Origin of the sequence: Patulibacter sp. SYSU D01012, assembly GCF_017916475.1 — a bacterium.
Taxonomy (GTDB): Bacteria; Actinomycetota; Thermoleophilia; order Solirubrobacterales; family Solirubrobacteraceae; genus Patulibacter.
Genome location: NZ_JAFMTB010000001.1, coordinates 898,373 through 920,549 on the forward strand (window position 1 = coordinate 898,373; position 22,177 = coordinate 920,549).

21 protein-coding genes are annotated in these 22,177 nt (G+C 78.2%); 7 read left to right on the forward strand and 14 right to left on the reverse strand.

The features are described from left to right. Positions 1-70: 70 nt before the first annotated feature. From J3P29_RS04010 to J3P29_RS04025, 4 genes are all read right to left on the reverse strand, one after another. Complete coding sequence (locus tag J3P29_RS04010; RefSeq protein WP_210491744.1) at positions 71-568, reverse strand: hypothetical protein; 498 nt, start codon at positions 566-568, stop codon at positions 71-73. Between the two features lie 10 nt (positions 569-578). Continuing rightward, complete coding sequence (locus J3P29_RS04015) at positions 579-1,055, reverse strand: hypothetical protein (RefSeq protein WP_210491745.1); 477 nt, start codon at positions 1,053-1,055, stop codon at positions 579-581. A 2-nt stretch (positions 1,056-1,057) separates the two neighbouring features. Next, positions 1,058-1,702, reverse strand: coding sequence for a dTMP kinase (tmk, locus tag J3P29_RS04020; RefSeq protein ID WP_210491746.1), 645 nt, complete (start codon positions 1,700-1,702; stop codon positions 1,058-1,060). Between the two features lie 293 nt (positions 1,703-1,995). Continuing rightward, on the reverse strand, positions 1,996-2,337 hold the full coding sequence (locus J3P29_RS04025) for an Hpt domain-containing protein (protein WP_210491747.1): 342 nt from the start codon (positions 2,335-2,337) through the stop codon (positions 1,996-1,998). A 218-nt stretch (positions 2,338-2,555) separates the two neighbouring features. Between J3P29_RS04025 and J3P29_RS04030 the strand changes: the two genes are divergently transcribed. Beyond that, entirely contained in the window at positions 2,556-3,527 is a 972-nt protein-coding gene (locus J3P29_RS04030; RefSeq protein ID WP_210491748.1) for a GAF domain-containing protein, read from the forward strand. Here J3P29_RS04030 and J3P29_RS04035 read toward each other — a convergent pair. Then, on the reverse strand, positions 3,500-4,192 hold the full coding sequence (locus J3P29_RS04035) for a response regulator transcription factor (protein WP_210491749.1): 693 nt from the start codon (positions 4,190-4,192) through the stop codon (positions 3,500-3,502). The two genes, J3P29_RS04030 and J3P29_RS04035, sit on opposite strands and share 28 nt — an antisense overlap. A gap of 72 nt (positions 4,193-4,264) precedes the next feature. On the opposite strand from J3P29_RS04035, the gene J3P29_RS04040 reads away from it, so the two are divergent. From J3P29_RS04040 to J3P29_RS04055, 4 genes are all read left to right on the forward strand, one after another. Beyond that, positions 4,265-5,398, forward strand: coding sequence for an AAA family ATPase (locus tag J3P29_RS04040; protein WP_210491750.1), 1,134 nt, complete (start codon positions 4,265-4,267; stop codon positions 5,396-5,398). 420 nt (positions 5,399-5,818) lie between these two features. Further along, a complete protein-coding gene (locus J3P29_RS04045) occupies positions 5,819-6,232 on the forward strand; it encodes a response regulator (protein WP_210491751.1) in 414 nt (137 codons plus the stop codon). Continuing rightward, positions 6,225-6,977, forward strand: a complete 753-nt coding sequence (locus J3P29_RS04050; RefSeq protein ID WP_210491752.1) for a CheR family methyltransferase — start codon at positions 6,225-6,227, stop codon at positions 6,975-6,977. Before J3P29_RS04045 ends, J3P29_RS04050 begins: the two co-directional genes overlap by 8 nt. Next, positions 6,974-9,394, forward strand: a complete 2,421-nt coding sequence (locus J3P29_RS04055) for an ATP-binding protein (RefSeq protein WP_210491753.1) — start codon at positions 6,974-6,976, stop codon at positions 9,392-9,394. Before J3P29_RS04050 ends, J3P29_RS04055 begins: the two co-directional genes overlap by 4 nt. A 56-nt stretch (positions 9,395-9,450) precedes the next feature. On the opposite strand, the gene J3P29_RS04060 is transcribed toward J3P29_RS04055, so the two are convergent. From J3P29_RS04060 to J3P29_RS04070, 3 genes are read right to left on the reverse strand one after another with little or no spacing between them, the layout of a single operon-like run. After that, positions 9,451-11,223 carry a bifunctional adenosylcobinamide kinase/adenosylcobinamide-phosphate guanylyltransferase gene (locus J3P29_RS04060; RefSeq protein ID WP_210491754.1) on the reverse strand — a complete coding sequence of 591 codons (1,773 nt, stop codon included), beginning with the start codon at positions 11,221-11,223 and terminating at the stop codon, positions 9,451-9,453. After that, the gene (locus J3P29_RS04065) at positions 11,220-11,870 is read right to left on the reverse strand and encodes a precorrin-8X methylmutase (protein WP_282599986.1); all 651 of its coding nucleotides are present in this window, start codon (positions 11,868-11,870) and stop codon (positions 11,220-11,222) included. The genes J3P29_RS04060 and J3P29_RS04065 overlap by 4 nt, the downstream gene beginning before the upstream one ends. A 23-nt stretch (positions 11,871-11,893) precedes the next feature. Beyond that, positions 11,894-12,568, reverse strand: coding sequence for a cobalamin biosynthesis protein (locus J3P29_RS04070; protein WP_210491756.1), 675 nt, complete (start codon positions 12,566-12,568; stop codon positions 11,894-11,896). Positions 12,569-12,620: 52 nt separating this feature from the next. Between J3P29_RS04070 and J3P29_RS04075 the strand changes: the two genes are divergently transcribed. Beyond that, the gene (locus J3P29_RS04075) at positions 12,621-13,370 is read left to right on the forward strand and encodes a histidine phosphatase family protein (RefSeq protein WP_210491757.1); all 750 of its coding nucleotides are present in this window, start codon (positions 12,621-12,623) and stop codon (positions 13,368-13,370) included. A 61-nt stretch (positions 13,371-13,431) separates the two neighbouring features. On the opposite strand, the gene cbiE is transcribed toward J3P29_RS04075, so the two are convergent. Continuing rightward, positions 13,432-14,697: a precorrin-6y C5,15-methyltransferase (decarboxylating) subunit CbiE gene (cbiE, locus tag J3P29_RS20625; protein WP_210491758.1), complete on the reverse strand. Its 1,266-nt coding sequence runs from the start codon at positions 14,695-14,697 to the stop codon at positions 13,432-13,434. A gap of 316 nt (positions 14,698-15,013) precedes the next feature. On the opposite strand from cbiE, the gene J3P29_RS04085 reads away from it, so the two are divergent. After that, positions 15,014-16,687, forward strand: coding sequence for a hypothetical protein (locus J3P29_RS04085; protein ID WP_210491759.1), 1,674 nt, complete (start codon positions 15,014-15,016; stop codon positions 16,685-16,687). A 318-nt stretch (positions 16,688-17,005) separates the two neighbouring features. Here J3P29_RS04085 and J3P29_RS04090 read toward each other — a convergent pair whose 3' ends face one another. The 5 genes from J3P29_RS04090 to cobI all read right to left on the reverse strand — a co-directional run bounded on the left by J3P29_RS04090 (position 17,006) and on the right by cobI (position 22,145). After that, positions 17,006-17,983 carry a nitronate monooxygenase family protein gene (locus tag J3P29_RS04090; protein WP_210491760.1) on the reverse strand — a complete coding sequence of 326 codons (978 nt, stop codon included), beginning with the start codon at positions 17,981-17,983 and terminating at the stop codon, positions 17,006-17,008. Positions 17,984-18,547: 564 nt separating this feature from the next. Continuing rightward, entirely contained in the window at positions 18,548-18,991 is a 444-nt protein-coding gene (locus J3P29_RS04095) for an acetyltransferase (RefSeq protein WP_210491761.1), read from the reverse strand. A gap of 295 nt (positions 18,992-19,286) precedes the next feature. After that, entirely contained in the window at positions 19,287-20,501 is a 1,215-nt protein-coding gene (locus tag J3P29_RS04100; protein WP_210491762.1) for a hypothetical protein, read from the reverse strand. Positions 20,502-20,638: 137 nt separating this feature from the next. Continuing rightward, positions 20,639-21,250 carry a thermonuclease family protein gene (locus tag J3P29_RS04105; protein WP_210491763.1) on the reverse strand — a complete coding sequence of 204 codons (612 nt, stop codon included), beginning with the start codon at positions 21,248-21,250 and terminating at the stop codon, positions 20,639-20,641. A 145-nt stretch (positions 21,251-21,395) separates the two neighbouring features. Then, the gene (cobI, locus tag J3P29_RS04110; protein ID WP_210491764.1) at positions 21,396-22,145 is read right to left on the reverse strand and encodes a precorrin-2 C(20)-methyltransferase; all 750 of its coding nucleotides are present in this window, start codon (positions 22,143-22,145) and stop codon (positions 21,396-21,398) included. Positions 22,146-22,177: the final 32 nt, after the last annotated feature.

The following is a 22,177-nucleotide window of genomic DNA, read 5'->3' on the forward strand; positions in this document are numbered from 1 at the left end:
GTCGGCCGCGAGGGGGGCGGGCCGGGGAGCGCGCCGCCGGCGGTCGAGTGATCCTCGAGAGGGGCGTCCGTCAGCGGCCGGAGCCGAAGCGCATCCAGTCGCGGAACTCGGCCCAGCGCAGGCCGATGCGCCAGCCGGCCTCCGCCATCGCGTGCCCCATCGGACGCATCCAGCGGACGCGGCCCGACGCCACGACCAGGCCCCAGGCGAGCGCGGCGACGAGGAGGATCGCGAGCGCCAGGGCGGCCCACTGCCACGGCTCCGTGCCGTCGTCCGCCTGGGTGGCGACGGGCTGGGAGACCACGGTCGCGGGCGTCTGGGCCGGTGGGGCGGCCGGCGGCGTGCCGGGCGTCGTCGTGACGGTCGGGATGGCCGGGGCCTCGGCGGCGGTCGTCGGCGCCGGCGTCGTGGCGGGGGCCGGGGCGGTCGTCGCGGGGGCCGGGCCGGTGGTCGTGGCCCCGGGCGTGAGCGTGGTCTTCGACGTCTGCGCGTGCGCGCCGGCGGGCAGGACGAGCAGCCCCGCGACGAGGGCCGCGAGGGGCGCGGATCGGGTCGGGCGGCGCACCACGCGGGCGATGCTACCGGCGCGTCCCGGGCGGGACGCCGCCCGCCGCGGCCATGCGCGCCAGTCGGGCGTCCTCGGCCGCGGCGCGGTCCGCCAGCTCGCGCGCGTGCACGGCCTCGAGGCGCGCGAGGACGGCGTCCGCCTGCACGTGGGCCTCGGCGAGCTGCCGGACCAGCGCGTCCCGCTCCGCCACGACGGTCCGCAGGCGCGCCTCCAGGTCGGCGGCGCGGACCTCGGCGGTCTCCGCGCGGGCCTCGGCCGCGACGAGCCTCGCCGCGGCCGAGGCCCCGCCGCCGGCCCCGCCGCCGGCCCCGCCGCCGGCCCCGCCGCCGGCCCCGCCGCCGGCCCCGCCGCCGGCGTCGCCGCCGCCGGGCGTCTCGCCGGCAGCCGCCCCGAAGCCAGCCGTCCCGCTGCCGGCCGTCCCCTCGCCGCCCGGCGCGCCCGTGTGCGCGTCGGCGGCGATCGGCGCGCTCCGGTCCGCGCCGTCCACCGCTACGCCTCGGCGGCCGCGTCGGGCAGCAGGTCGCCGAGCGCGCCCAGGGCGTCGGCCAGGACGCGGTCCGGCGGCTGGTGGGCGTCGAGCACGCGGAAGCGCGCCGGCTCGCCGACGGCCAGGGCGTCGTAGGCGGCCTCCACGCGCGCGAAGAAGGCGTCCTGCTCGCGCTCCATGCGGTCGGCCGCGTCGCCGCGGTCCTCCAGGCGGCGGCGCCCGGTCGCGCGGTCGACGCGCAGGAGCAGCGTGCGGTCGGGCGTGCAGCCGGCGGTCGCCAGGGCGTTGATGGCGGCGACGGCGTCCAGGCCCAGCTCGCGACCGCCGCCCTGGTAAGCCAGGGACGAGTCGACGTAGCGGTCCAGCAGCACCCAGCGGCCCGCGGCGAGGGCCGGCTCGAGCACCTCGGCCCGCAGCTGGGCGCGGGCGGCGGCGAAGAGGAGCGCCTCGGCGCGGGGGTCGACGGTCAGCGCGGGGTCGGCGACGAGCGCGCGGATGCGCTCGCTCAGGGCGACGCCCCCCGGCTCGCGCAGCCGCAGGATCGGCAGCCCGCGCGCGCCCAGCGCGCCCTCGAGCGCCGCGGCCAGCGTCGTCTTGCCCGAGCCGTCGAGGCCCTCGATGGTGATGAGCCGTCCGGGCCGCTGCACGGCGCCCACGGTACCCGCAGCGCGCGCGGCGGCGTGCGCCGATACCGCATCGACATGGTGACGACGCCGCGCTGCGACGCGGGGTCGGCAGTCTCCTCGGTGTCGGCGCTGCCGCTTCCGGGACGAAGCACACGGCCGCCGACGACGATGGCTCGCACCTCTCCCTCTCCGCGGGACGTCGTCGCTGGGGACACGGCAAGCGGCCCCGGGACCCTCGCGGTCCCGGGGGCCCGCGCCGTCCGCGCGCCGCGCCGCTGGCCGTCCCTCGCCGCCGGCGCCGCGCTCGCCGACCGCTACGTCGTCGGGTCGCCTGGCCCGGCCGCCACGATCTCGCGCAGCCGCCGTACGTCCTCCTGCAGCCCGGCGGCATCCGCGCACGCCGGGCGGTCGCGCAGGGCCAGCTCGAGCCGGCGCGCGACCGGCGAGCCCGCCGTCACGCCCAGCGTGCCGAGCAGACCGGCCAGGCGGTGGGCCTCGACCCGCGCGCGCTCGCGCTGGTCCTCGGGCAACGGCCCGGCCTCGAGCGCCGAGACGGCCTGCTCGATCTCGGCCACGCGGTCCTGCACCCGCTCTCGCGCGCGCTCCCACATCCCGCGGAGGACGTCCTGGTGCTCGTCGTCCGGGCGGTCGGCCACGGCGCGATCGTACTCGGCTGGCGTCCTGCCACTCCGGTACGTTCGCTCCGGAAGGCGTCCCCGGCGCCGTCCGTCGATACCGGATCGATACCCGCCGGACCAGCCGCTGCCACGGGACGACGGCACGATCCCGACCACGTGATGCGCGCCCCTGCCCCCATCGACCGCCCCGGCGCTCCGAGCCGAGCCGCCGCGGCGCCCCGCGGGGTGCGGGTCTGATGCGGCCGGACGAGCCCGCGGCCACCCCGCGGGGCCGCACGAACGGGCCCGACGACGCGCGCCGTCGCGTCCGCGAGGCCCGCGACGCCGCGGCCCGCGCCACGGGGCTGCTCGGCGTCGACGGCGGCGAGCGCCTGCACCGCATCGCCCGGCAGGCCGCCCAGGCGACCGGCACGACGATGGGCATGATCTCGCTCATCGACGGCGACCGCATGTGGATCGCCGGCCGCCACGGGACCGACGTGGAGGAGATCCCCGTCGAGCTCTCCGCGTGCGCGGCGGTGATCACCACGGGCGAGCCGTACATCATCCAGGACGCCCCGAACGACCCGAGCTGGGCCGACAACCCGATCGTCGCCGGCCCGCCCCACGTGCGCTACTACGCCGGCTGTCCCGTCGCCGACGCGGACGGCAACGTGGCGGCGGTCCTCTCGGTGCTCGACCCCGAGCCGCGGGGCCACGCGCCCGAGCTGCTGCAGACGCTCGAGGACCTCGCCCCGTGGGCGAGCCACGAGCTGTTCGGTCCGGCGAACGAGCCGCAGCCTGAGCCCGAGCCCGAGCCGGAGCCCGAGCCCGAGCCGGCCCCGCGACCCGCGGCGCCCCTGCCGGTGGCCTCCGACCCGGTGTCCGAGGCCGTGGCCGCCCGGCTCTCCGAGCTCGAGCGGCTGCAGGCGCTCATCGTCTCGACCACGGCCCACGAGCTGCGCTCGCCGCTGACCGTCCTGCGCGCCCACGCCGAGCTGCTCGCGATGCGCCGTGACGAGCTGGCGCCGCACGAGCGCTCCTCCGTCGACGCGATCGTGCGCGCGTCCGCGCAGCTCCAGGAGGTCAGCGACGGGCTCGTCGCCCAGCTGCGCGACGCCGCCGGCGGCGCCGAGGGGTCGCTGCGGCGCTGGCTGGGCATGACGGAGGGCGCCGGCCGCGGCACCACCCCGCCCGGCGATCAGGCCGCCGGGGGCCGGTACCGGTAGCCGATCCCGCGGACCGTCTCGACGGTCTTGTCGGCGTCGTGGTCGGCGAGCTTCCGGCGCAGCCGGCTGACGTAGAGCTTCACCTGGTCGGCGGTGGCCATGCCGTCCCACACGCGGTCCACGAGGACGTCGGACGGCAGGACCCGCCCGGCCTCGGCGGTCAGGGCCGCCATCAGCCCGTACTCCCGGCGCGTGAGCGCGAGCTCGTCGCCGTCGATGGAGACGAGACGCTGCTGGCGGTCCACCCGGACGCGCGCGTCCTCGTACAGGTCCTGCGCCGGGGCGGCGGCGGGACGTCCACGGCGGACGAGCGCCTCGACGCGCGCGAGCAGCTCCTGCGCGCCGAACGGCTTGACGACGTAGTCGTCGGCGCCGCCGCGCAGCGCCCGCACCTTCGCCAGCTCGGCGTCCTCGCTGGTCAGCATGCAGACCGGCACGTCCGTGACCTCGCGGATGCGCTCGAGCGTCTGCCAGCCGTCCAGGCCCGGCATGTCGACGTCGAGCAGCACCGCGTCCACGGTGCCGCCGAACAGCACCTTCAGCGCGCCGCGACCGTCCTCGGCGGTGCGCACGAGCATGCCGCCGCGCTCCAGCACGAGCTGGACGACCTCGCGGATGGCCTCGTCGTCGTCCACCACAAGGATCTGTGACCGCTCCGCCGGCATGGGCGGCACTGTACCCGCAACGTCCCCCTCGTCCACGGTCGTCGCCGGCCGCACCGCACTACCATCGGGGCGGTGAGCGTCCTCCCCGGCACCGAGCACCAGCCGCACGCGCGCGCGGTGCTCGCCGCGGCCTTCGCGGACGGCGGCGCTCCGTCGCACGCGTACCTGTTCCAGGGGCCGCCCGGCAGCGGCAAGCGGACCGTGGCCCGGGCGCTGGCGACCGCGCTGCTGAGCGAGACGCACGACGGCCGCGCCGTCGACCGCGACGACGTCGCGGCCCGCGTGGCCCGCGGCTCGCACCCCGACCTGACGTGGGTGCGGCCGACGGGCGCGGGCGAGATGCGCGTGGGCGACATCGACGAGGCCGTCGTCCAGGCCGTCGCCAACCGCCCGTTCGAGGCGACGCGCCGCGTGTTCGTCCTGGAGCGCGCGCACGCGATGAACGACGCGGCGGCGAACCGGCTGCTCAAGACGCTCGAGGAGCCGCCCGCCTACGTCGTGCTCGTCCTGCTGTCGGAGCGGCCGGGGGAGCTGCTGACCACCATCCGCTCGCGCTGTCAGAGCGTGCGCTTCGACGCGCTGCCCGAGGACGAGCTGGTCGCGCGGCTGACGCGCGAGACGCCGGCCGACGAGCGCACCGCCCGCGCGTGCGCGCGGCTGGGCCTCGGCGACGCGCTGCTGGCGCGCTCCCTGGCGGGCGACGACGGCCGGATCCTGCGGACGGCGGCGGAGAGCCTGGCCCGCCACGCCCTCGGCGGCGCCCCCGGCATGCCGCCGTGGCGCACGATGTCCGAGGCCGCGGCCGAACGCGGGAAGGCCGCGGGGGCGCTGGTCGAGCGGGAGGCGGCGGAGATCGCCGAACGGCTGCCCGACCGCGAGCGCAAGCGGATCGAGCGGGACGCGAAGGACGACGCCAAGCGCGCCGTCCGCCGCGAGCGCACGGCGGCCCTGGACGCCGCGCTCCGCCTGGCGGGGCTGTGGTTCCGCGACGTCGCCGCGGTGCGGGTGGGCGCCGACGACGCCGTGCACCACGTGGACCGCCTCGACGCGCTGCGGGAGGACGCCGCGCGCACGGAGCCCCACCGGGCGCTCGCCGCCGTCGACGTCGTGGACGAGACGCGACGCAGCCTGCGCCGCAACGCCACCGAGGACCTGCAGCTCGACGCGATGAGCGTCCGTCTGCGGGCGGCGCTCGGCCACCGCTGACCGGCCGCGAGACGCCAGGGGTGGGGTGAGACGCCCCGTTCCGCCCCGGCGGACGGGTGGTACGTTCACACCGTATCCGGGCCGTCGTCCCCCTGTTCGCGCCCTCGGTGCGACTCGTGCGGCCCGTACCGTCCCGTCGAACCGCGCCCTCCCGCCGCCGGCCGGCCCTCCGGGCGCCGGCGGCGGGAGCGGCCACGGGCCGACGCGGTCACGGGACGTTCACCGTCCCGGCCGGCCGCGTCGCCATGATCCGCGGTGGATGGAGGCCGCCCCGGCCCCCGTGTCCGGCCGCCCCACCCCGTCACCCCGCGGCCGCACGCCACCCTCTCCGGGTCGGGGCGCCGCCTCCGTCCGCTGCACGATCCCGTCCGGACGTCCGCTCCGCTCGCGACGGCCAGGTCCCGGGTCTACGATGGCGCCGTGAGGCAAGGGGCAGCAGCGAGCGCGCTCGCGGGACGGCGGGTCCTCGTCGTGGACGACACCCCGGAGCTGGCGGAGATCGTCACCTTCGTCCTCGAACGCGCCGGTGCCGACGTCACCACCGTCTTCGACGGCGACGCGGCGGTCCGCCACGCCACGCGCGAGGGGTGCGACCTGGTCGTGCTGGACGTCGGTCTGCCCGGCATCGACGGCTTCGAGGCGTGTCGACGGATCGTCGCGGAGCGCGACACGTGCGTCGTCATGCTCAGCGCGCGCGTCACGGACGCCGACCGGGAGCGCGGCCGGGTCGCCGGGGCCGCGGGCTACCTGATCAAGCCGTTCACCCCGCGGGGGCTCGTCGCGGACCTCGAGACCATCATCGAAGCGCGGGACGATGACCACGGCCGTGGCTGACGCGCACGCGGCCGACGGCGACGTGCCGGCCGACGCGCCCGAGCTGGGGCCGGCCACGGTGCAGCTGCTCTCCCGCGCCTGCGGCGTGCCGCTCGCCGCGTTCGCGCCCGCGCACGTGGCCCGCACCGTCGAGCGGACCGTGCAGCGCCAGGGGCTCCGCGGGCCCGGCGCCCTCGCGGACGCGCTCGTCGCGGACGACGACCTCCGCGTGCGCTTCCGCCGGGCCGTCGCGGTGTCGACGACGGCGATGTTCCGCGACGCCGACCAGTTCGACCTGCTCTCGCGGCAGGTGCCGGTGCTGCGGGCGATGGCCGGCGGCGGTCCGCTGCGCGTCTGGTCGGCCGGGGCGTCGGAGGGCAGCGAGGCCTGCAGCGTCGCCCTGCTGCTCGACCGCGCCGGCGACCACGGGCCGGCCGAGATCCTCGGGTCGGACCTGCTGGCGGAGAACGTGCGCGCCGCCCGGGCCCGCGCCGACGGCCGGCTGCCGTCGGCGCTGCGGGCGCGCGTGCGCTTCGAGCAGCGCGACGTGCGGCGCTCCGCCCCGCGCGGGCCCTGGCACCTCGTCCTCTGCCGCAACCTCGTGATCCACCTGACCGCGGCGGCGCGCCGCCAGGTGCTCGACGTCGTGGCCGGGGCGGTCGCGCCGGGCGGCCTGCTGCTGCTCGGCCGCTCCGAGCGCACCGTCCGCACCGACGGGCTCGCCCTGGTCGAGGTCGGCCCCAACCTGTACCGGCGGTCCGCGTGACGCAGGGGTTGCGGGCCCGCATCCTGCTCTTCACCACGATCGCGGGCACGGTCGCCGTCTCGATCATCGTCGCGTTCGTGATCGTGGTCGGGCGCACCCACGACGCGGGGCGCCAGTCCAACCGCGCCGAGGCGGTCGTCGACCGCGCCCAGACCGTCGAGCTGCTGGTGTCCAACCTGCGCGCCGGCTCGCGCGGGTACGTCGCGACCGGCAAGCTGGCGCAGCTCCAGCCCTACAGCGACGCCACCCGCCGCCTGCCCGCGGCCCTGGACGCGCTCGAGAGCGCCGCGGCGTACGACGCGCGCAGCGGGGTCCTCGCACGGCAGGTGACCGAGCGGATCCAGCGCTACCAGGCCACCTGGTCCGACCCGCTCGTCCGGCTGGCCGCCGAGGACCTGGAGGCGGCGCGACGGCGCCTGCGGGGGTCCGGCAACCTGCGGCAGGGCGACATCGTCCGCGCGCTCATCCACGACCTGGCCGAGCGCGAGGAGCGCGCGGCGGCCGCCGCGCGGACTCGGGCGGACGACGCCGCGTCCGCCGGGCTGTGGGTGGCGATCATCGCGGCGATCGTCGCGGTGCTCGTCGCCGCCGTCTTCGGCCGCTACCTCATCGCCGCCGTCGTCGACCCCGTCCGCCGGATCGCGGGGGCCGTGGACCGCATCGGCGTGGGCGACTTCGACACCGAGGTGTGGGAGGAGGGTGCCGGCGAGGTCGGCCAGCTCGCCCGCGGCCTCAACCAGATGCGCCGGTCGCTCGTCACCTACCGCGACGAGCTCGAGGGGCACCACGCCGAGGTCGAGGCGCAGCGCAACGACCTGGAGCGGACGTTCGCCGAGCTGGCGCGCGAGAAGGCGTGGGTCGAGGCGCTGCTCGCGTTCGTCGAGGGGCTGGTCGGCGAGTCCGACGTGCAGGGCGTCTCCGACTTCGTGCTGCGGCGCCTGGCGCAGGTGCTCGGCGCCGACGCCGGCGTCCTCTACGTCGTCGACGGCCGGCGCACCGAGGACGGCGTGGGCGCCCCGCTCGTCCGGCGGGCGCTGCTCGGCCTGGATCCCGCGTCGATCCCGCGCGAGACGCCGGCCGATCACGGCCCGGCCGGCCGCGCGCTCCTGGAGCGACGGCCCGTCACCGTCGCCCACGGCGAGACGGGGCTGGAGATCCGCTCGCTCGGGGGCCGCGCGCGCGTCAGCCACGAGCTGCACCTGCCGCTGCGGCTCCGCGACCGGGTGTTCGGCGTGGTCAGCGTCGGGCGGGCCGCCGACCGGCCGTTCACCCGCGACCAGATCGAGCACGCGCACCACCTGGGCGAGCAGGCCGTCGTCGGCCTGGCCAGCGCGGTCGAGGGGGCCGAGAGCACCCGGCTGGCGGCGATCAACGAGACCGTCCTCAACGCGACGAGCTTCGGCCTGGCGCTCTTCTCCCCCGAGGACCTGCTGACCGTCGCCAACCCCCGGATGCGCGAGATCTACTCGCTGCTCGACGTCGACCTGGACGCGCCGCCCCAGGAGCGCTTCGCGCAGATCGCCCGGGTCGCCGTCGACCGGTCGGCCGCCGACCACAACTCGGCCGTCGTCCTGGACGACCCCAGCCGCGCGGTCGAGCTGGACCTGCACCACGCCGAGTCGGGCCGCTGGTTCCGGGCCGCCACGCAGCCCGTCCGGGACACGCACGGCGGCTACCTGGGCCGCCTGGTCACGATCGAGGAGACGACGGCGTACCGCGAGGTCCAGCGCCTGAAGGACGAGTTCGTCGCGACGGTGACGCACGAGCTGCGCACACCGCTCAGCTCGATCGTCGCGGCCGTCGAGCTGCTGGCCGACGAGACGGGGGAGCAGCAGCCCGACCAGCTGCACTGGACGGCGATGATCCGCCGCAACGTCGACCGGCTGCTGCGCCTCGTCGACGACCTGCTGACGGTGGCGCGTGCCGAGGCGGGGCAGTTCGAGGTGGCCCGCGGCGCCGCGGACCTGGCGGAGATCGCGCAGGACGCGGTCGGCAGCGCCCGCGCGTCCGCCGAGGCGAAGGGGGTGGCCCTCGAGCTCGACGCGGACGCCACGCCGCTCTACGCCGACGCCGCGCGGCTGGCCCAGGTCTGCGACAACCTGCTGGCGAACGCGGTCAAGTTCACGCCCGCCGGCGGCCGGATCGCCGTCACGGTCCGCACGCTCGGCGGCACCACCGCGATGCTGCGGGTGGCGGACTCGGGCATCGGCATCCCGCTCGAGGACCGGGAGCAGCTCTTCGAGCGCTTCTACCGGGCGCCCGCCGCGACGGCCGGCGCGGTCCCGGGGACCGGGCTGGGCCTGACGATCACGAAGGCGATCGTCGACGCGCACGGCGGCACGGTGCGCGTCGAGGACGGGATCGACGGCGGGACGGCGTTCGTCGTCGAGCTGCCCGTCGCCCCGCCGGTCGAGTAGCGGCCGCGGCCCCGGCGGCCGGCGCCCCGCGGGGCGCGGCGCCGCGCCCCGCGCCTCTACGCCCCGGCGCGCTCGGCGTCGCTGATGACCTGCGCGAGCGCGGTCGTCAGCCGGGCGTGCAGCGCCGGGGTGCGTACGGCGATCCGCACGTGGCGGTCGTCCAGGCCCGCGAACGTCGTGCAGGGGCGCACGGCGATGCCGTGGGCGTGCAGGCCCGTGACCGCGTCGACGCCGTGCGGGACGCGGGCGAGCACGAAGTTGGCCGCGCCGTCCCACACCTGCACGCCGGCGAGCTGGCGCAGGCGCGCGAGCAGGTCGCCGCGGTGCGCGGCCGTGCGGGCGGCGATGCGGGCGGAGGAGTCGGTGCGGCCCGCGTAGGCGCGCAGCAGCTCGAGCGCCGGCGTGGAGCACGACCACGGGGCCCCGGCGTCGCGGACGTCGGCCACCAGGTCGGGATCCCCGAGCAGGTAGCCGCAGCGGACGCCCGGGACGGAGAGCGTCTTCGTCAGGCTGCGCAGGACGACGAGGTGGCCCGGGCCGTCGTCGCCGGGCCCCTGGTCGGCGAGCGCGTCGCCGCCGCCGGGGACGAAGTCGGCGAACGCCTCGTCCACCAGCACGACGCGGCCGGGGCGCCGCAGGCGCAGCACGGTCTCGCGGGGGTCGAGGGCGCCCGTCGGGTTCTCGGGGCGGCCGAGGACGACCAGGTCGCAGTCCTCGGGGACGGCCTCGGGGTCGAGCAGCCAGTCGTGCTTGGCCTCGCGCGTCACGCGGACGACCTCGGCGCCGACGGTGCGCAGCGCGGCCTCGGACTCGGTGAAGCCCGGGACGACGACGGCGGCCCGGCGCGGGCGGACGGCCAGGGCCAGGCGCCAGAAGCCCTCGACGGCGCCGCCGAGCGGCAGCACCCCGTCGGCGGGCCGGCCGTGGCGCTCCGCCAGGGCGGCGCGCGCGACGCGGTCGTCGGGGTAGCGGCCGGCCTCGTCCAGACCGGTCTGCAGCGCCTGGCGGGCCCAGCCGGGCGGGTCGCCGTCGACGACGTTGACGGCGAAGTCCAGCATCCCGTCGGGCACCATGCGGTCGCCGTGCAGGCGGGCGCCGCGGGGGACGGGCTGCGCGGCGGCGAGGGCCTGCGGCGGGTCGGCGGGCGGCACGGCGGGCTCCTCCTCGGCGGCGGCCGGCGCGTCCGGCGCCTCGTCGAGCGGCAGCGGCGCCTGCGCCGGCGGCACCGTCTCGACCGGCACGTCGCGCGGCAGCTCGACCGCGCGGCCGGCGACGACGAGCAGGACGCGGTCGGCCCGCGCCGCGAGCGCCTGGTGGGCGGCGCCGAGCAGGTCGACCCAGCGGCGCGTGCCGCGATCGGCCGCGACGGGCGCCATCCCGGACTCCTCGCCCACGACGACCGTCAGCCCGGGGCGGGCGAGGGCCGCGTCGGCCAGGTCGGCGACGGTCCGCTCGACGCTCGCGATCGCGGACGCGCCGTCGATCCCGTCCGCCGGGTCGTCCCCGGTGCCGTCGTCGTCGAGCAGGCCTGCGCCGTGCAGCACGCCGGCGAGCCAGCCGCCCAGCCCGTCGAGCAGCACCGTGTCGGTGCCGGCCTCCTGGATCGGTCGCGCCAGGTCCTGCAGGCCCGCGATCTCGACGGTCTCCCACGACGCCGGACGGCGGCTGCGGTGCGCGGCGATCCGGGCGTGGTCGCCCTCGGGGCCCTCCGGAGCGGTGGCGAGGTAGCGGACGGGCAGCCCGGCGTCGGCGACGAGCCGCTCGGCGAGCTCGCTCTTGCCCGAACGGGTGCCGCCGAGGACGAGGACCAGGCGGTGGGGGCGGCTCATGCGGTGGCGGGCTCCGGGTCGCGGTGGAAGAGCAGGGCGTGGATCGCGGCCACCGTCACCGGCGTGCCGCCGCGCTCCCCGCGGTTGGTCAGGCACGCTACCCCGCTCGCGGCGAGGGCGTCCTTGCTCTCGGCCGCGCCGACGAAGCCGACGGGCAGGCCGACGACGAGCGCGGGGCGCACGCGGCCGGCGGCGATCTCCTCGAGCAGGGCGAAGAGCGCGGTCGGGGCGTTGCCGATCGCCCACACGGCGCCGTCGGGGTGCTCCTGCGCCGCCAGGCGGAACGCCGCGGCGGAGCGCGTGGTGCCCTCGGCGCGCGCCAGGTCGGCGGCACGCGGGTTCGCGAGCGGGACGATCGTCTCGCGGGCGGTGATGCCCGCGGCCGCCATCCGGGTGTCGACCACCAGCGGCGCGCCAGCCAGCAGCGCGTCGCGCCCCGCCCGCAGGGCGTCCTCGTCGAGCACGAGCGTGGCGGCGAACGAGACGTCGGCGACGGCGTGGACCGTCCGCTCGGTCACGGCCTTCGACAGCGGCGGCAGGCCCGACGTGTCGATCCGCGAGCGCAGGATGCGGTAGCTCTCGACCTCGATCGGATGGGGCGCGCGCCGGGGCGCGCCGGCCTGGGTGCGCTCGGGCGCGCCGGGCAGCGGATCGGTCGGCTCGGGGGCGTTCACGGCAGGGCGACCTCGATGAAGGCGTCGACGGGGCAGATCTCCAGGCACTCGCCGCAGCCCGTGCAGCGGTCGACCAGGGTGAGCAGGGGGACGCCGCCCGCCGCGCCGGAGGCGGGGACGGCGAAGGTGCCGTCCGCGCGGGCCGCGCCGACGGGGACTAGCGCGTGCTCCGGGCAGGTGCGGACGCAGCCGCCGCAGCCGCGGCAGTCGTCCGTGGCGGTGACGACGCGGCGCGGCGCGGGGGCGGGCGCCGCCGTCGCGACCGCGCAGGTGGCGCGGGCCGAGCGGCGCTTGGTGACGAGCAGGCGCGCGGCGCGGGGATCGTCGCCGCCGGCCACGAGCAGCGCCGACGCCTCGGCGACCGACGGGGTGCCGACGGCGGCGGCGACGACGGCCGACGGGGTGGGCACGGCGACCGCGGCGAGCGCGTCGCCGGGCAGGAACCGGGCCGGCACGCCGAGGGCCGCCGCCAGGGCGAGCACCGCCGGCTCGTCCGCCTTGATCTCGGCCGACGCCACCGCGACGACGTCGGCCCGGCCGCGGCCGGCCTCGGCGAGCGTCGCGTCGGCCAGCGCCGCCAGCTCGTCCGGCGGGCAGCCGCGGCTGGCGCCCACGCCGAGCACGACGGCGCGCGGGCCGCCGGTCGCCGGGGTGTCGGGCGGTCCGGGCACGCCCCCATCGTGACCCATCACGCCGACGGGAGGTCTGCGAACGTGTCGGGACGTGAGCACCCAGGACGCCGAGAAGCCCCGTTCCACCGAGCACGCGCAGCGGCTCTTCGTCCTGCCGAAGGACGCCACCGAGGTGGTGCTGGTGCGCCACGGCGCCACGCAGGGCATGGTGGACGGGCAGCCGTTCGACGCCGACGAGGACGGTCACGGCAACCCGCCGCTCTCGCCCGACGGCGAGGAGCAGGCGCGGCTCGTCGGCGACCGGCTGTACGCGGAGCCCGTCGACTACGCGCGCCTGTTCGTCACGACGCTGCGCCGCACGCACCAGACCGCCGCGCGCTTCGCCGCGCTGACCGGCCTGGAGCCCGAGCCGATCCGCGACCTGCGCGAGATCCACCTGGGCGAGTGGGAGCTGGGCGAGTACCGCCGCCGCATCGCCGACCGCGACCCCCTCATCGTCCGCTCGTTCCTGGAGCAGCGGTGGGGCGTCATCCCCGGCGCCGAGCAGGACGAGGACTTCGCCGCCCGCGTCCGCCGCGGCTTCGACGAGATCGTCGCCCGCTCGGGCCCGGGCGTGTCGGTGGTCGCGGTCGTCCACGGCGGCGTGATCGCCGAGATGTGCCGCCAGGCGACCGGCAGCGAGGCGTTCGCGTTCCTCGGCGCCGACAACACGTCCCTCAACCGCTTCATCGTCTTCGGCGACGGCCGCGTGCGGCTGCGGACGTTCAACGACACCGGGCACCTGGACGCGCTGCGCGCGCGGGCGCGGTCGGCCGGCGAGGCGTCCGAGCCGCTCGTCTAGGCGCCGGGGCGGCCCACCGGCCGCGGCGCCGTCCGACCCGTCGGCGCAGCCGCGTCTGCGGTCAGGCGCCGGGGCGCCGCCCGACGAGCACGGCGACGGGGTTCGTCGGCGCCAGGCGGTGCTGGTCGGCGAGCGGCCGGATCCGGGACGCCTGCAGCAGGGTGCCCTCGGCGTCCAGCCCCGCGGCCTGCAGCCGGGCGAGCGTCGGGCCGATCCGCTCGAGCGTGGCGAGGGTGACGACCACGACCCGGCGGGCGCGGGCCGCGCAGGCGTCGACGATCGCGTCCAGGTCGGCGCCGCCGCCGCCGACGAACGCCGCGTCGGGATCGGGCAGGCCCTCGAGCGCCGCCGGGGCGGCCCCGGCGAACGCGGCGATCTCGACCCCGTGCGCGGCGGCGTTCTCGCGGGCGAAGGCGACGGCCTCCGCGTCGTGGTCCAGGGCGATCGCGCCGGCGCCCAGCCGGGCGCACTCCACGGCGACCGAGCCGCTGCCGCAGCCCACGTCCCAGACGACGTCGCCGGGGCCCGGGCCGAGCGCCGCGAGCGCCGCGGCGCGCACCTCGCGCTTCGTGATCATCCCGGCGCGGTGGGCGAACGCCTCCTCGGGCAGGCCCCAGGCGTCGGCGCCGCGCGGCGGCAGCATCGCCACGCGCCCCGGGGGGACGGGCCGGTCGGGGCGCCAGGCCAGCAGGACGTTGGGGTCGGCGAAGGTGGCGCCGCCGATCTCGGCCGGGGTCCCGACGACCACGCGCTCGTCGGGCTCGCCGAGGCGCTCGCACACCGCCAGCGTGCGGGGCGGCGCGTCGGGGATCCGCGCGTAGGCGCAGGCGAGGAACGCCGGGTCGGCGTCGGGCGCGGTCAGCACCGCGACCTTCGGCCCGGCCAGCAGCGCGCCGAGCGCGGCGGTGATCCCGCCCGTGCCGCGCCCGTGCGCCGAGACCACGCGCGCGTCCTCCCACGGCAGCCCCACGCGGGCGAACGCGCGGGAGACGGAGGAGGGGGCGGGGTGGACGACGAGCCGCTCGGCGTCGACGCGCAGCGCCAGGGTCCGCAGGACGCCGAAGAAGCCGGGATCGCCCGACGCGAGGACGGCGACGGGCCCGTCGTGCGCGGCGATCCGCGTGAGCGCGGCGTCGAGCGGCGACGCCAGGGTGACGGTGTCGGGCGGGGTGGTGCCGGCGGCCGCGTGCCGTGCGTGCAGCGCCCGCAGCTGCTCGCGCCCGGCCGCCACGAGGGCGGCGTCCGCCAGCGCGGCGGCGCCCGCGGGCGTGCCGGGCGCCGCACCCGCGAGGCCGACGACGTGGATGGGGCGGGCGGGGTGCGGCACGACGGGGGCCCATGATGCCGGAGCGGCCGGGCGCTGTGCCGGCGTGCTCGGGCCCTGCGGCGCCCGCCCGCCGGCTCGGCGCCGCACGCCGAACGCGAGCGGGAGTGCGCCAACGACATATACCGTCCATCTGTTCACTTGCCCTCAGGATCCTCGCGCTCGGGCCGAGGGCGGCCGACGTTGCCCCCATGCGATCCGTTCCCCGCTCTCGGCGCTCGTCCCGCGCCGTGACCGCCTTCTCCGTCGTCGCCGTCAGCGCGCTCGCGTCCCTGCCGGCCGCCGCATCGGCCGACGTGACGGGGGCGACCGCGACGCCGTGACGATCTGGGCCGAGACCCGCCTGTCGGGCGAGCCGTCGTACGCGCAGGTCGCCTACGACGTGCCGGTCGCCGGCGGGCGGTTCGAGGCTCCCGTCCGGGGTGGCGACCTGCCCGCCGCCTCCGCACGGCTCTTCGCGCTGCCGTACGACGCCTCGCCGTACGACGCGGCCAGCGTGCCCTCGGGCGGACCGATCGTCCACGGCGGCGGCGAGTTCACCTACCGCGACGGCGACGGCCGCGTGGTGTTCTTCGGCGGCGCGCAGCGCTCGCAGCCCGGTGGCGCCGCGGCCGCCGGGCCGGTCGGTGGGGGCCGCGGGCCCCTGCGGAGCCTGGCCGCGCGGTCCCCCAGCTTCGGGAACGCGCCGGGCGTCACGGCGGCCGCCACGACCGACGGCAACGACCTGCACGGCGTCTTCCTGGGCTCCTCCTCGCTCCTCCCGGGGTACAGCCCGGCGCGCAGCGCCCTGACGGTCGACGGACGCTCGGTCTGGCCCCGCGACACGGTCACGTGGTCGTCGGACGACGGTGGCGCGGACGCCCGCCGCGAGCCGAGCGACGGTCTGACGCCGGACGAGCTGCAGCCCGTCGAGGTCACGCGCACGGTGGGCGGCGACTGGGGCCAGACGGTCGTCGAGCGCCAGCGCGTGTACGCGAGCGCGGACCCCGAGGAGGACGGCTCCTCGCGCCCCGACCGCTTCGTGGACGCCGGGGTCGAGCTCGTCCGCACCACGGTCCAGGACCACGACGGGCGCCGGATCACCGTCCGTGACGAGTACCGCCCGACGGACGGTCGCGCGCACCAGGTGGACGCGCTGTACGCCATGGGCGTGGTGTCCCCCGGCTCCGACCTGCGCGCCCGAGCGGCCCGCGAGAGCGCTGACGACGCGAGCGTGTCGGCCTTCCGCGTGCCGTGGGAGACGGGCGGGGACCGCTTCACGCCGCGGGCCTTCCTCGAGCCGCTCGGGGCCCCGCGGGGCGACGTCGCCACCGTCTTCTCGCGCGTCCCGGCCCTGAACGGCGACCGCGACGGCGCCCCCGCCTACGGCGCAATCACCTTCGGCACGCGCCTCGACGGCGGCGTCTTCATGCCCGGCTACGCCAGCTCCGGGATCGACGCCGCGTCCGCGTTCATCGCCCGCTTCGTGCGGGACGTGCCGGCCGGCGGGGCCGCGACGATCCCCGTCGTCTACTCCACCGGCACGAACGCCGGCGAGGTCGAGGCCGCGGCGGCCCAGGTCGAGCGCGAGCTCACGCCTCCCGCGCCGGCCGTCTCCGCGCCGGTGCAGCAGCGCACCGTCGTGACCGTCCCGGTGCCCCAGCCCGCGGCGCGCGCGGTCCCGCGCGCGCTGACCCTGCGGGCGACGCTCCGGACGCAGCGGCGCGGCCGCGTGCAGGTGCGCCTGCGCGGCGCGCTCGGGCTGCCGGCCGGCACGCCGGCGGCGGTCTGCGTCCGGGGAGGCACCGTGGCGCTGCAGATCCAGGCCGGCAAGCGCACCCTGTCCGTGCGCCGCGTCCGCCTGGCGAAGGACTGCTCCTACGACGTGACCGTGCGGTTCGCGTCGACGCGGCGCTTCGGGAAGGCCAAGCGCCTGACCGCGTCGGCGCGCTGGAACGGCAACGCCCTGCTGGGCACCGCGGCCAGCGTCGAGAAGCGCGTCGCCTTCCGGTAGGCCGGGCGGGGCGGCGGGGTGACGCCCCGCCGTCGCGCGGCCGTCGCGCGGCCGTCGCGCGGCCGTCATGCGGCGGGGCGGCGCGGGGCGACCCGCGCGGGGCCCGGCGCGGCCTGGCGGCCCGGCGCGGCCTGGCGGCGCGGCGCGGCCCGGCGGCCCGGCGCGACCTGGCGGCCCGGCGCGGCCTGGCGGCCCGGCGCGGCCTGGCGGCCCGGCGCGGCGTGGCGGCCCGGCGCGGCCTGGCGGCTCGGCGCGGCACGGCGGCCCGGCGCGACCCGGCCCGGGGACGACCGGTGCCGCCCCGCCCGCGCGCCGCGCTCAGGCCAGGGCGCCCGCCAGCCGCTCGCGCACGATCGCGTCGGCGCCGGTGACCATCCGCTCGACGAGCTCCTGCACCGTCGGGATGTCGCGGATCAGGCCCTGGACCAGGCCGACGGACCACACGCCGCGCTCGGGGTCGCCCTGCTCGTAGACCTCGCGGCCGCGGCTGCCGGCGACGAGCTCGCGGACGTCGGGGAACTGGCCGCCGCGGTCGAGGATCTCGACGACCTCGCGCGACACGCTGTTCGACGCCACGCGCGCGGTGTTGCGCAGGGGCCGGAAGATCAGCTCGGTGTCGCGCTCGGAGTTGGCGACGATCTGCTCCTTCACGCGCTGGTGGATGGGCGCCTCGACGGTGCAGAGGAAGCGCGAGCCCATGTTCACGCCGTCGGCGCCCAGGGCGAGGGCGGCCACGAGGCCGCGCGCGTCGCCGATGCCGCCCGACGCGATGACCGGGATGTCGAGGGCGTCCGCCGCCGCGGGGATGAGCACGAGGCCCGGCACATCGTCCTCGCCGGGGTGGCCGGCGCACTCGAAGCCGTCGATCGAGATCGCGTCGACGCCGAGCTGCTGCGCCTTCAGGGCGTGGCGGACCGAGGTGGCCTTGTGGATGACCTTGATGCCGTGCGGGCCGAAGTGCTCGAGGTGCTCGGCGGGGTTCGAGCCGGCCGTCTCGACGATCTTCACGCCGGACTCGATGATCGCCTGGCGGTACTCCGCGTAGGGCGGCGGCGTGATGGCCGGCAGGATCGTCAGGTTGACCCCGAACGGCCGGTCCGTCATCTCGCGCGTGCGGGCGATCTCCTTCGCCAGGTCCTCCGGCGTCGGCTGGGTCAGGGCGGTGAGCATGCCGAGCGCCCCGGCGTTCGCGACGGCGGAGACGAGCTCGGCCCGCCCCACCCACTGCATGCCGCCCTGGACGATGGGGTGCTCGATCCCGAAGGTCTCGGTGAAGCGGGTGCGCAGAACGGTCATGGGTCCCTCCTCGCGGCCGTCGTGGCCGGGCGGTTGACTGGCTGGTCAGCCAGTATGCCGGGTCCGGGGGCGGCGTGCGAGGCGCGAGGCGCGGGGGTTCGGCTTGGGGCGGGGCGGTGGGGCGGGGCCGGTGGTTTGGGGGCGGCCGGGCGCTCCGGCTGGGGGCCGGTATGCGGACCTGAGCCGGAACGGGTGCCGGGACGGCGGCGTGTTCCGGCTGGGGGCCGGTATGCGGACCCGAGCCGGAACGGGTGGCGGAGCGGGGGCGTGTTCCGGCTGAGGGCCGGTATGCGGACCCGAGCCGGAACGGGTGCCGGGGCGGGGGCGTGTTCCGGCTGAGGGCCGGTATGCGGACCCGAGCCGGAACGGGCGGCGCGATCGCCTCGTTCCTCTCTCGTCGTCCGCCGCCGGACGTCCCGCCGTGACATGGCGGATGGCACGCGGGCGCAGCCCGTCGCGGAACGTGGGGTGCTCCCGCCGTCCGCGGCGCTCTCCCGCGCCGACCCAGGAGCGCTGATCCGACTCGACCTCGGCCCCGGAGCCCCGACCCCGCGGCGTTCCGCCTCACCGCTCCCGGCGCAGGTGGACGAGCGGGAAGGGGCGTCCCTCGCCGTCGAGCGGCGAGCGGCCCGTCTCGACGAAGCCCCGCGCGCGGTAGAAGCCGTGGGCGGCGGGGTTCTGCTCGTTGACGTCGACGGTCAGCGGCGCGCGGTCGGCGACGGCGTCCAGCAGGCGGGTGCCGACGCCGCGCCCGTGCTCGTCCGGATCGACGAAGAGCATCTCGATCGCGGCGCCGTCCATCCCGATGAACCCGAGCGGCCGGCCGCCGGCCTCCTCGGCGATGAGGACCTCGAGCGCCGGGAGGTACTGCTCGCGCACGCGGGGTTCGAGGAAGGCGATGTCCGCGGGCGTCAGGAAGTCGTGCGTGGCCTCGACGGCCCGGCGCCAGACCGCGGCCAGGGCGTCCAGGTCGGCGGGGGTGGCGGGACGCACGGGTCGGTACGACATGAACGAGACCGTAGCCCGCTCGACGTGGCCGTCCCCGCCCCCCCCCGGGCCAGCCCGCGCCCCGGGCCAGCCCGCGCCCCGGGGCAGCCCGCGCCCCGGGGCGAGCCCGCGCCCCGGGGCAGCCCGCGCCCCGGGGCGAGCCCGCGCCCCCGGGGCGAGCCCGCGCCCCCGGGCCAGCCCGCGCCCCGGGGCAACCCCCCCCCGGAGCCAGCCCGCGCCCCCGGGCCAGCCCCCCCGGAGCCAGCCCGCCCCCCCGGGGGGCCAGCCCGCGCCTCGTCGCCCCCGCCCCCGCCGCCTACCGCGCGACCTTCAGCGTCGCCCTCGTCGTGCGCTTCGTGCCGCGGTCCTTCAGGGCCAGCGCGACGGTGGCGCCCGTCGCCCGCCTCACGGCCTTGCGGCCCTTCGCCGGCAGCTTCACCGTGACGGTCCGGGCGGTCGCGCCCTTCGCGACGGCGAACGAGACGACGGCGAGCCGCTTGCCCTTGGCGGCCGTCTTGGCGCCGGCGGCCCGCGGGCCGCCCTTGCGGGCCGGGGCCTGGATCGTCGCGGTGCCCGTGCAGCCGTTCCGGCACGCCGCCCGGAACGTCAGCGTGCCCTTCTTCGCGTCCAGGCGCGCCCGCTGTCCCGCCGGGACGAGCGGTGCCAGCAGGTCGTCGTCCGTGGACGCGGGCGGGGGCGGCGGCACGGCGGGCCCGCCCGGGGCCTGCCCGCCGCCTCCGCCATTCGCGTCGCCGTTCCCGCCCGCGCCGCCGTTCAGCGCCGGGTCGGGCGTGAAGCGGACGATCCCCTCGAAGCGGACGCTGCACGTCGTGCGAACGGACCGCTCCCGCAGCGCCTCGGGGCAGTAGTCCGGGCGCTCGGGGCCGGAGAACGCCACGGCCACGGGCCGCTTCAGCGCGTCCTGCGGCAGCTCGAACGCCACCGCGAGGGGGCTGGCGGCCGGGTCGCTGCCCTCGGCGTCGCTCCTCAGGCGGATCTGCGACGGCAGGCCGCTGCCCATGCCGTCGGGCTTCGTGGCGACGCACATCAGGCTGACGTCGAGCTGGTCCGCCAGGTTCAGGACCATGCGCGCGTTCGTGTTGAGCGGCGCGAGCAGGTCCGGGGCCAGGGACGTGCGTCCCTCGTCGTTCTGCGCCGGACCGGCACCGGTGCAGAACGCGCCGTAGTGGTACCACTGGTCGGACGAGAAGGAGGACTGCTGGTCCTCGGCCAGGTGGCCCGTGCCGGTGGTGTCGGCGTGGTGCTGCTCCGCGCCCTGCACGCCCTCGATGCGCCCGTCGGGGCCGCGGGAGACGATCGCCAGGAAGCCCGTCGTCAGGCGGGTGTCGACGGCCAGGTCGCTCTCGTGCCGGAAGCCCGTCTCCGCGGCCGAGCCGGTGTACGAGGTGTGGACGGTCGCGTCGACCTCGACGCCGTAGTGCTCGGTAGCCGCGGAGGCCGGGGCGGCGAGGGCGAGGGACGCGAGGCCGGCGGCCGCCAGGGCGCCGGCGGTGGTGGGGCGGAGGGGCATGCCGCCCAGCGTGCCCCAGCGTCCCGGACGCCACCACGGGGAGGCACCCCAGGGAGCGCCCGAGGGGTCGCCGCGCCGGCACCGGGGCGGGGCCGACGCGCGCGGCCGGAGGCGTCAGGGGAGGGCCGGAGGCCGCCTCAGCAGGCGCCCCAGCGGCCGCGGTCGGCCCGCCGGGCCGCGCGCTCGGCGCGCCGCAGGGCGCCCAGCTCCTCCAGGTCCTGCCCGTAGGCCGCGACCCGCGCGTACCCGCCGGACACCTGGACCGTCGACAGGTCCCGGCCGCCGCGCGTGGGCCGCACGTACCGCAGCAGCCGCCCGAAGCCGTCCCGGTCGGGGGCCGCGTCGTCGCGGGCCAGCGTCACCCGCGAGCGCTGCTCGTCGACCCAGCGGCGGGCGCTGCGCGTCGCCTCGGGGCCGAAGCACTGCACCGGGGTGCCCTCCTTCCTCGTCTCGGGCGTGTCGATGCCGAGCACCCGCACGCGCTCGCGGCCGTCGTCCGTCCGCACGAGCAGCGTGTCGCCGTCGACGACCCGCACCACGCGCACCTCCTGGTCGCCGGCCAGCGCGTCGCCGACCGCGTCGTCGACGTCGCCCCACCAGCGGTCGGCGTGCAGCGCGGTCACGTCGACGGGACCGAGGCGATCGATCCGCCCCGCCGCGATCACGACGGCCAGCGCGGCGACGACGGCGAGGAGCGCCGGCGCTCCCAGGCGGACGGCGCGGCGGGCGCGCGGCGACAGGCGGCTCACGGCCGGCGGAGGGGGAGGGACCGCATGGGGGCATCCTGCCGCCTCGCGCCTCCTACGGGGGACGGATGCGGCCGGGGCGCCCCGTCCAACCCGGCGCCGCGGCCACGGCTCGCCCTAGATCGCGCGGCCGCGGCCGCGGCTCGCCCTAGATCGCGCGGCCGGTCTCGTCGCGCAGGCGGTCGCCGCGCGTCGCGGTGCGCGCGGGCGGGACGATCACCGTCGACAGGTACGGCCCGCGCTTCTCGGCGTCCGCGCCGGCGGCGGCGACCTCCTCGCCCTGCACGCCCAGGTGCTCGCCGTAGATCGCCTGGTCCAGGCGCCCCTCCTCGGCGAGGACCTCGCGCACGCGCGGCATGTGCCGGCCGCCCTTGTAGGCGACGACCGTGTCCGATCCGCGCAGCGCCGCGCGCAGGACGTCCTCGCCGGCGGTCAGCGGCAGCAGCGTCAGCGACTCGTTGCCCTCGGTGAGGATGGCGCCGGACCGGGCGGCCAGGTCCTGCATGGCCGTGATCCCCGGGATCGTCTCGACCGTCACGTCGGGCAGCAGGCCGCGGACCGTGTGGGCCATGTACGTGAACGTCGAGTACACGTTGGGGTCGCCGAGCGTGCAGAACGCCGCGACGCCGCCGTCGCCGACGATCCGCGCGATCGCGGCGCCGGCGCGGTCCCAGTTCTCCTGGCGCACGGACGCGTCGCGCATCGAGAAGCCCAGGCGCTCGATCTTCGCCGGGTCCACGTGGGGCGCGACGACGTGCTCGGCGCGGCCGGTCTCGCCCGCCGCCTCGGTGACGGGGACGAAGACGCGGTCGGCGCGCTCGAGGGCCTTCAACGCCTTCAGGGTCAGGTGCTCGGGGTCGCCGGGACCCACGCCGATGCCGATCAGGACGCCGCTCATGCGGGCATCCTGACGGGCCGGGCGGGCGGCGT